The following is an 8996-nucleotide window of genomic DNA, read 5'->3' as shown; positions in this document are numbered from 1 at the left end:
AGCCGTTATCCCGTACCTCAGGGCAGGTTCCCACGCGTTACTCACCCGTGCGCCACTGTCCAGTACCCGAAGGTACCTTCTCGTTCGACTTGCATGTGTTAGGCATGCCGCCAGCGTTCGTTCTGAGCCAGGATCAAACTCTCAAGTTGAGTGAGCCATCCATCCGCAAAAACACGAACAGACAACACAAAACTTTAGATCCAATCCTATGCACAAGAGCTTCTGTGTTAACTTTAGCTCAGGATGCTCAAGATCAATCATTATGATCGAAAACCGGCAAACCAATTCAGGCCCGCCGCCTGCGCATCCCTTTCCTATATCTACAATGTCAAAGAGCACCCCTCCGAAGAGGAGAGACAATGAAACCCTGTTCCGCCTAACCGGCGGCCCGGATGTTCCCCGTCTGTGGAAGCCGCGAAGACGATCAACGTTTCGCGAAATCTGAATGTAGGCGAGGCCGCTGCTGGATGCAAGCCCCTTTTTCGAGAGGCGTGTCAGCGCTGCGGCGCCGCGAAGTGGGCCGGTGTATAGGACCTCGGACCGGGGCGTGTCAACAGCGAAAAAGCCTGACAGCCTCCGAAATTGATGGCACTATATATAGCATAAATATGGCGCAATAAAACATTCTATAGAGTGTTTCGAGGTAAATTGGCGCCATAGCTTGGTTTCGGAACTGGATAAAACTGAGATGCAGAGACAGCGCCGCGGCGGAAAAATGATTTCTGCGCTTCCAATGGCTGTAATTATCACCGTATTGGCGCTCAGCGCCTGTGTTCCACAGGGATTCCCCTCATTCGGACAATCGACGAAAACCGGCGCACCGTCTGACAAGGATGCGGGACAGCCCGGCGCTCAGACCCAGGATCGCAGTAACGGCCCGCAATTCGCCGAATTCAGGGATGTGCCGATTCCGGCCAATGCCGAGATCGACTTCGATAATCTTCTGGTTCTCGGTGCCGAGGATGGATGGATCGGCCGGTTGGCCCTGACGTCCGGCTACAAGATGCCGGACATGTATGCCTTCTATGAGCGGGAAATGCCGCGTTTTGGCTGGATCAAGATCACCAGTGTCCGCTCGGCGATAAGCACCATGACCTATTCCCGCGGCGAGCGGATCGCGACCGTAACCCTGCATAGCCGGACCATAGGCGGCACTGCGATCGACTTTACGGTGGCACCTGCCAATCCACTTGCGAACAGGGGCGGTCTCCCCACCATAGGCAGCGCCAAAAACTGATATCGAGACCCAAAATTCACAAAATATCTTAGAGAATACCGAGTCGCCGGAGTTCAGCCTGCATTTCATCGGGCATGGCGGCGTCAATATCACCGCCCGTCTCATAAAGATCCTGCGGCGCACTCGCCTGTTCCAGATAGCGCCAGCCCTGAAAAGCGCGGTGTGGGCGCGGCACGACCCGGACAACGTTAGGATCGAGGACGATGCCGCAGTGCGGTCGCCCCCCTTCCGCCATTTCGACCTCGTCCAGGCGCTCGATCCGCTGCCGGGCTCGGACTTGCCCCTTGATGACCCAATAGAGCGAACCGCCTTCCAGAATCTCTTCCGCCCGGCGCGGAAAGGACCGCGTCCTGTGTGTGCTCACCGGCTCCGCACCGGATGCTGCGGCATGACGGACTTGCTCAGCGCGGTATTGCTCGAGCTGCTCTACCGTCTCGATCCCGACGCAGAGCTTGATCAGATTGAGGGGCATGGCTGTTGTCCGCCGGGTCCATGGTCTTGATGCGTGACGGTCATAGAGACCTAACCAAACATACCGAGCAGCCACCACCAAGCGAAGTCCAGCGGCAGTATCAGGCCAAGCGATGCAATGGCCAGAAGGCCACAAGCACGCGCACCGACCCGAATCGGCACGTCTCCAAGCTGCATACCGATAATGAATGGCGGCACTTGGTACGGCAGGATCACGGTCGAGAAACCGACCACGATCAGATTGAGCACGAGAAATACCGGAAGACCGCTTGCCTCTGCCACCTGGTCTGCGAGTGGGGCCAGGACCGCCGGCACGGCCGGCATGGTCGAGATCATGCCCATCAGGGTGCCTATACCGGCAATGGTCGCAAAATTCTGCGCCGGCTGCCCAGGCGCGAGCCCCGCTGTCGCGATCAGCTTTTCGCCAATCCAGCTCCCGAGTCCCGACTGCGAGACCAGTGCCCCGACAGCAAGAATACCGGCGATATAAATCAACGGATTGAGAGATATCTTCTGCCGGTAGACCTCGGCCGAGACCAATCCCGCCCCAGGCATCAGGCAAAGCACTCCTACCCCCAGGGAAACCCAGGCGGCCGAAACACCGTGAACTGCATCCGTCGCCCAGAAAACCAACGCGGCGGCGAGATAGAGCGCCATCTTCCGCTCGGCTAAACTCATGCCGGACCAGTTCCCGCGCGTGTCTTCCTGTTCTGTCGCATCGGCATGGCCCGGTTCGCGGAACATCCAGGTCAAGAGAACGGCAATCACCACCGCCTTGACGGCACCAAGCACCGGGAAATGCAGCAGCAGATAGTCGAAATAGCGAATATGCACCCCGTGGGCGGTCTCCGCCGCGCCAACCAGCACATTGTTCGGCACGTTCGCCGGAAGCACCCCGACGGAACAGAGGTACGAGGTCAGGATCATCGCCAGCACCATGCCATTCCGTCCCTTGCTGCCCGCCGGATAGCCCAGGCGATCCGCCAGAGCCGTCATGATCGGCATCAGCAGGACGATTCGCGACAGGGTCGACGGCATCAGGAAGATCAGCACAACGGAGACGATGACGATCCCGGTAATGACCGATCCATAGCCGCCGGAGATTCGCGCTGTAATGGATCGAGCCAGGCGCTTACCAAGCCCCGTAACGTCAACAGCAGCCCCGATGATCAGACCACCGAGAACCAGCCAGAAGGCACCTGAGGCAAAACCGGAAAACACGACATCCGGCGGTGCCACGGAAAACACCATGGCGAGGAAGAAAAGCAGCATTGCCACCAGATGCTCGGTGATCGCTCCGGTCGCCCATAGCCCGATACACAACACAACCAATGCACCGGCAGGCGCCGCACCGTCCGGCATCCCCTCGGGCGGGAGCAGGGCCAGCCACCCCGCGAGGGCGAAAACCGGCAGGAGAATGAGGTGGCGGGGCTGCAAATGCGACATTGGAACAAACTCTTCAACTCAACAGGCGAGAAAGCGATCAAACGGCCAGCCGGTCAATCAGCGATACGCGTCTCGAAGAGCAGCAAATCCGCTCCCTCCTCAACCTGATCGCCGGGTCCGTAATGCAATGCCGCGACAACGCCGTCATCCGGGGCCCTGATCACATGCTCCATCTTCATGGCTTCGAGCACCATCAACGGATCGCCCTTGGCGACTTCCGCACCTTCGGCAACATGGACGGCGATCAGTTTGCCGGGCATCGGCGCGGCGACGTGACCTGAATTTTCTCCGGCATCGGCTCCGGAAGCCAGTGCCGTTTTCAAAACATAGCGGTGCGCCGTACCACCGTAAAAGACGGTAATGGCGTCATCTTCGAAAGCGGCCTCGGCATGAATGGAAATCCCGTCCAGCCGCGCTTCCAGACGCCCGTTTGCATGAAACGAGACACCAATCCGGACCTGCTTTTCCCCTTGTTCGAACACGTAAGTCCCGGCCTCAAGGCGGTAGAGCAGTACCAGCTCGTCCGCACCATGCAGCAGCGTCAGCCTATGCTGAGGACTGTCATTCAGGCGCCAGCCATACGCCATTGCCCAGGGTGAATAGGGATCTCCGCCAAGGCGGGCTTGCCGGACCACATCCAGGCGTTCCGCTTCCAGAAGAGCCGCAGCGGCCAGAGCTGGCATGCTGTCCGATTCCCATGTTCCGCCTTCCCCTGCTCCGCCGGCGGCAAGATCTTCGCGATACGTTTCTATAAACCGCGTATCGACCCCGCCCGCGATAAAAGCTTGATGCTCAACGATTCGCTTCAGGTAAGGGACATTGTTCGCCAATCCGGCGATCCGGACCTCCCCGAGAGCCCGCGACATGCGACGCAGCGCTTCCGCCCGGTCCCGGCCATGGGTGATCAGTTTGGCAATCATCGGATCGTAATGAACGCTGACCGAATCTCCTTCGATCACGCCGGTATCGACGCGCACCCCGTCCATATCCTCAGGAAAGGCCAGACGGCTCAACCGCCCGGTCTGCGGCAGGAATTCACGTTCCGGATCCTCGGCATAGATCCGCACTTCAAGCGCATGGCCCGACGCTGAAATCCGGTCCTGCGTAAGCGGCAGCGTTCCGCCTTCGGCCACCCGGATCTGCCAGGCGACAAGATCCTCGCCGGTGATAGCCTCGGTCACCGGATGTTCCACCTGCAGGCGCGTATTCATCTCCATGAAATAGAAGGCACCGTCCTCGTCCATGATGAACTCAACAGTGCCGGCGCCGACATAATCGATGGCTTTCGCCGCATCGATCGCCGCTTTCGCCATGGATGTGCGCACGATCTCGTCGAGCCCAGGTGCCGGAGCTTCCTCGACGACCTTCTGGTGACGGCGCTGAACCGAGCAATCCCGCTCGAATAGATGCACCGCGTTGCCGTGCCGGTCCGCGAAAACCTGCACCTCCACATGACGCGGCCGGGTCAGATATTTCTCGATCAGCAGCCGGTCGTCACCGAAAGCAGCGGCGGCCTCACGCTTGGCGCCGGCGATACCGTCTGCCAGATCCTCCGCCCGCTCGACCACGCGCATGCCCTTGCCGCCACCGCCGGCACTCGCCTTCAGCAGCACCGGAAAGCCGATATTTTCTGCGGCTTTTTCCAGCGTATCCGCGCCCTGATCCGCGCCGTGATAGCCGGGCACAAGAGGAACGCCGGCTTTCGCCATGATGTCCTTGGCGGCCGCTTTTGAGCCCATCGCCTCGATTGCCGGAACGTCTGGGCCGATGAAGAGAATATCCGCTTCGGCACAAGCTCGCGCGAGTTCTGGGTTCTCGGAGAGAAAGCCATAGCCGGGATGAATGGCGTCCGCCCCCGTCGCCTTGGCCGCCTCAATCAGCCGATCGATCCGAAGATAGGAGTCCGCAGCCGGCGCCGGGCCGATCGGACAGGCCGTATCTGCGGCAGCCACATGCAACGCGGCCGCGTCCGCTTCCGAATACACTGCAACCGTGCGAATGCCGAGCGAACGGGCCGTGCGAATGATCCGGCAGGCAATCTCACCCCTGTTGGCGATCAATAATGTGCGAATAGTGCGCATCTCCGTCATCATGCGATCCAGTCCGGCTTGCGTTTTTCCAGGAACGCCGACAGCCCTTCGCGACCTTCCCGCGTGGCCCGTTGACCGGCAATCCGTTGGGCAGTCTCCCGCCGGGTCGTGTCGTCAAGCTGGCGTCCGGCGACCTCCCGCAGCAGGGTTTTCGAGGCCCGGATAGCGTCCGGGCTGCCTTTCTTCAACTCGCGCAGGATGGCATCAACCGCCTCCTCCAGCGCCTCGGGAGCACAGACCGCGTGCAGCAACCCCATGCGCAAAGCTTCCGCAGCGCCGAACCGCTCACCGGTCTGGAACCAGCGGTGCGATTCCCGGATACCGATGGCCTGAATGACATAAGGGCTGATCACGCCTGGAATGATGCCGAGACGGACTTCAGACAAGGCGAATTGAGCAGGATCCGCCGCCACGGCGATATCGCAGCAGGCGCAGAGTCCGAGCCCGCCCCCCATCGCCGTGCCGTTAACCTTGGCGATCGTGGTCATCGGCAAAGCGTAGAGCGCATCCATCATGTTCGAAAGCCGCATCGCGTCCTCGAAATTCGCGTGCTGCGTATGGTCCGCCGCCCGCTTCATCCAGTTGAGATCCGCTCCGGCGGAAAAGCTCTCGCCGGCACCGGTCAAGATAACGGCAAGAAGATCCGCCCGATCCGACAGCGAGCGAAACAAGCGGTGCAGATCATCGATCAGGGTCTCATCGAAGGCATTGTGGACGTCCGGCCGGTTCAGCGTGACGGTGAGGATACCGTCCGCGTCCTCGACAATCAGGCTTTCCGGGCGTTTTGGCGTGTATTCACTGTGCATCTTTTACATCCGGAAAATGCCGAATTTCGTCGGCTCGATGTCGCGGTTGAGCGAAGCGGAAATGGAGAGGCCCAAAACGGTGCGTGTATCGGCGGGATCGATGATCCCGTCGTCCCAGAGCCGCGCGCTGGCGTAATATGGGTGCCCTTGCGTCTCGTATTGATCGCGGATAGGCGCCTTGAAGGCCTCCTCCTCGTCTTCAGGCCAGCTTTCGCCGCGTGCCTCCAGACCGTCCCGGCGCACTTGGGCCAGAACGCTCGCGGCCTGCTCACCGCCCATCACCGAAATTCGGGAGTTCGGCCACATGTAGAGCATGCGGGGGCCATAGGCCCGCCCGCACATACCGTAATTCCCGGCACCGAAAGAGCCACCGATAATGACCGTGAATTTGGGCACCCGGGCGGAGGCAACCGCTGTCACCAGCTTAGCCCCGTCCTTGGCGATACCGCCGGACTCGTATTTCCGGCCCACCATGAAGCCGGTGATGTTCTGCAGGAACACGAGCGGAATGCCGCGCTGGCAGCAGAGCTCGATAAAATGGGCGCCTTTCAGGGAGGATTCCGAAAACAGGATGCCGTTATTGGCGATGATACCGACCGGATAGCCCCAGAGATGGGCAAAGCCGGTGACGAGCGTTGTCCCGTAAAGCGGTTTGAACTCGTCGAATTCGGAGCCGTCGACAATGCGGGCAATGATCTCGCGGACGTCATAGGGCGTCCGGGTATCCTCCGGCACAACGCCATAGATTTCTTCCGCATCGTAAAGCGGCTCGACCGGCTCGCGCACGGCGAGGGTCGGGCGCTTCACCCGATTGAGATTACCGACGATCCGGCGCGCCAGTCCGAGGGCATGGGTATCGTCCCGGGCGATATGATCGGTCACGCCAGAGATACGGGAATGCACATCCGCGCCGCCCAGATCCTCTGCGCTGACGACTTCACCTGTTGCCGCTTTCACCAGCGGCGGGCCGCCGAGGAAGATAGTGCCCTGCTCCTTGACGATGATGCTTTCGTCCGACATGGCAGGGACATAGGCGCCCCCGGCCGTGCAGGAGCCCATCACCACCGCGATCTGCGGGATACCGTCCGCCGACATGTTGGCCTGATTGTAGAAGATCCGCCCGAAATGATCCCGGTCCGGGAAGACTTCATCCTGCTCCGGCAAAAAAGCGCCACCGGAATCCACCAGATAGATGCAGGGCAATCCGTTCTGCCAGGCGATTTCCTGAGCCCGAAGATGCTTCTTCACGGTGATCGGAAAATAGGTTCCGCCCTTCACCGTGGCATCATTGGCAATGACCATGACCTCCTGGCCCATGACCCGGCCAATCCCGGTCAGGATACCGCCGGAGGAGATATCACCGCCATACATGCCATGGGCAGCAAGCTGGGAGAATTCGAGCCACGGCGCGCCGGGATCAAGCAAGGTCCTGACCCGGTCACGCGGCAGCAGCTTGCCGCGGCCAACATGCCGCTCCTGACTGCGCTGACCGCCCCCCAGCTTGACGCCGGCGACCTGCTCCTGCAGATCCGCGACCAGCGTCCGCATACGCTCCGCATTGCGCTGGAAAGTCTCGTCCCGGCCCACGAGGGCAGTCTTGATAACCGTCATTGAAATACCCTTACCAACCGCCGGTGCTGAGCCACCGTTCGACATGATCCAGCCTGTCGGCGCCCCAGAAAGGCTCGCCATCGACAATAAAGAACGGTGCACCACAGACCCCGGCCTCGATCGATGCATCGACCTCGGTCTTCAGCTTTTCTTTTACGTCCGCATCGTTGAGAGCAGCACGAAGCTCGTCCGGATCGACACCGTTCGCGGCGGCAATCTCTATAACCGCCTCGGCATTGTTGATCGCTTTCATCTCCTGAAAAGCCGCATTGAACAGGGCCAGCGCGACTTTTTGCGCCAGAGCCTCGTCCTTGCCTTTCAACCACCAGGTTGCCCGTGCCGCTGCCACGGAAAGAAACGGAAAGCTCTCCGGAAAACTCAGGGGAAGCCCCATAAGGCGGGCACAGCGGTCAAGATCGCGGCGCGAATATGCTCCCTTCAGCGGCTGGTCCATCAACGGTGTGTTACCGTTCAGCTTGAAGACCGCGCCCAGCAGGGTCGGCCGCCAATCCACCTGGCGGTGATACAGTTTCGCCAAATCGTTGATCTTGTGGGCCGCCAGATAGGCGAATGGCGAGGAATAGTCGTAATAAAAGATGATCGGACTTCCGCCCGTACCGTTCTCAGTCATTGTTTCGCTCCCTTAACTCCGTGGCCGGTCACCACGGCAATTCCGTCCCGTCGTAGTTGAAGAACCGCCCATTGTCGGACGGGCTCAATCCATCGATCACCGACTTGATGCCGGTAGCGCTTTCCATCGGAAGAACCGGGGCCGCCGCGCCCCCCATATCGGTGCGCACATGGCCCGGATGGAACATCACGGCGGTGAGCCCGTTTCCGGCAAATTCCAGCGACAGGCATTTAACAGCCATGTTGAGGGCGGCCTTGGAGGACCGGTAGATGTAGGATCCGCCGGTGCATTCCGCGAGTGAGCCCATCTTCGAGCTGATGAAGGCCATCTGCTTGCGATCACTGGACAGGACATTGTCCTTCATCGCCTCGGCGATACGGATCGGGCCGAAGAGGTTGGTTTCCATCGTGTCGGCCCAGGCCGCGTAATCGATCTCGGCCAGCATGCCGCGCCCGCCGATGATCCCGGCATTGTTCAGCAAAACATCAACCGGACGACCCATGTAGCGTTCAGGCATGGCCGCGATGCTGGCCGCGTCATTCACATCCAGAGGGCAAAGCTCGACACCCTCAATAGCCGCGAGATCCGTGGCCCCGTCCGGGTTCCGGCAGGCGCCGATCACGGACCATCCATCCGCCGCGTAAGCACGCGCCAGCTCGAGACCTATTCCCCGGTTTGCCCCGGTAATCAGAACTGTCGGCATT

The 8996-nt window shown here is 60.4% G+C and carries 8 protein-coding genes and 1 rRNA gene; 1 reads left to right on the top strand and 8 read right to left on the bottom strand.

The window, feature by feature from the left end:
* Positions 1–149, bottom strand: a 16S ribosomal RNA gene (locus tag K328_RS0119845); the annotation flags it as partial.
* Between the two features lie 584 nt (positions 150–733).
* On the opposite strand from K328_RS0119845, the gene K328_RS26100 reads away from it, so the two are divergent.
* Entirely contained in the window at positions 734–1237 is a 504-nt protein-coding gene (locus tag K328_RS26100) for a hypothetical protein (RefSeq protein ID WP_156901509.1), read from the top strand.
* A 28-nt stretch (positions 1238–1265) separates the two neighbouring features.
* On the opposite strand, the gene K328_RS0119835 is transcribed toward K328_RS26100, so the two are convergent.
* From K328_RS0119835 to K328_RS0119805, 7 genes are read right to left on the bottom strand one after another with little or no spacing between them, the layout of a single operon-like run.
* Entirely contained in the window at positions 1266–1709 is a 444-nt protein-coding gene (locus K328_RS0119835) for a DUF1489 family protein (protein ID WP_028467462.1), read from the bottom strand.
* Positions 1710–1759: 50 nt separating this feature from the next.
* On the bottom strand, positions 1760–3154 hold the full coding sequence (locus tag K328_RS0119830) for an SLC13 family permease (protein ID WP_028467461.1): 1395 nt from the start codon (positions 3152–3154) through the stop codon (positions 1760–1762).
* A 53-nt stretch (positions 3155–3207) separates the two neighbouring features.
* The gene (locus K328_RS0119825; RefSeq protein ID WP_205620711.1) at positions 3208–5247 is read right to left on the bottom strand and encodes an acetyl/propionyl/methylcrotonyl-CoA carboxylase subunit alpha; all 2040 of its coding nucleotides are present in this window, start codon (positions 5245–5247) and stop codon (positions 3208–3210) included.
* Complete coding sequence (locus K328_RS0119820; RefSeq protein ID WP_051285212.1) at positions 5244–6050, bottom strand: enoyl-CoA hydratase/isomerase family protein; 807 nt, start codon at positions 6048–6050, stop codon at positions 5244–5246. The genes K328_RS0119825 and K328_RS0119820 overlap by 4 nt, the downstream gene beginning before the upstream one ends.
* A gap of 3 nt (positions 6051–6053) precedes the next feature.
* The gene (locus K328_RS0119815) at positions 6054–7661 is read right to left on the bottom strand and encodes a carboxyl transferase domain-containing protein (RefSeq protein WP_028467458.1); all 1608 of its coding nucleotides are present in this window, start codon (positions 7659–7661) and stop codon (positions 6054–6056) included.
* A gap of 10 nt (positions 7662–7671) precedes the next feature.
* On the bottom strand, positions 7672–8292 hold the full coding sequence (locus K328_RS0119810) for a 2-hydroxychromene-2-carboxylate isomerase (RefSeq protein ID WP_028467457.1): 621 nt from the start codon (positions 8290–8292) through the stop codon (positions 7672–7674).
* A 28-nt stretch (positions 8293–8320) separates the two neighbouring features.
* Positions 8321–8995 (bottom strand): SDR family oxidoreductase, encoded by a 675-nt coding sequence (locus K328_RS0119805; RefSeq protein ID WP_028467456.1) that lies wholly within the window; start codon positions 8993–8995, stop codon positions 8321–8323.
* Position 8996 lies beyond the last annotated feature (1 nt).

The sequence above is a fragment of the Nisaea denitrificans DSM 18348 genome, assembly GCF_000426505.1.
Lineage (GTDB): Bacteria > Pseudomonadota > Alphaproteobacteria > Thalassobaculales > Thalassobaculaceae > Nisaea > Nisaea denitrificans.
The sequence above is the reverse complement of the archived record's forward strand: the minus strand, read 5'-3'. Positions and strand labels throughout refer to the sequence as shown.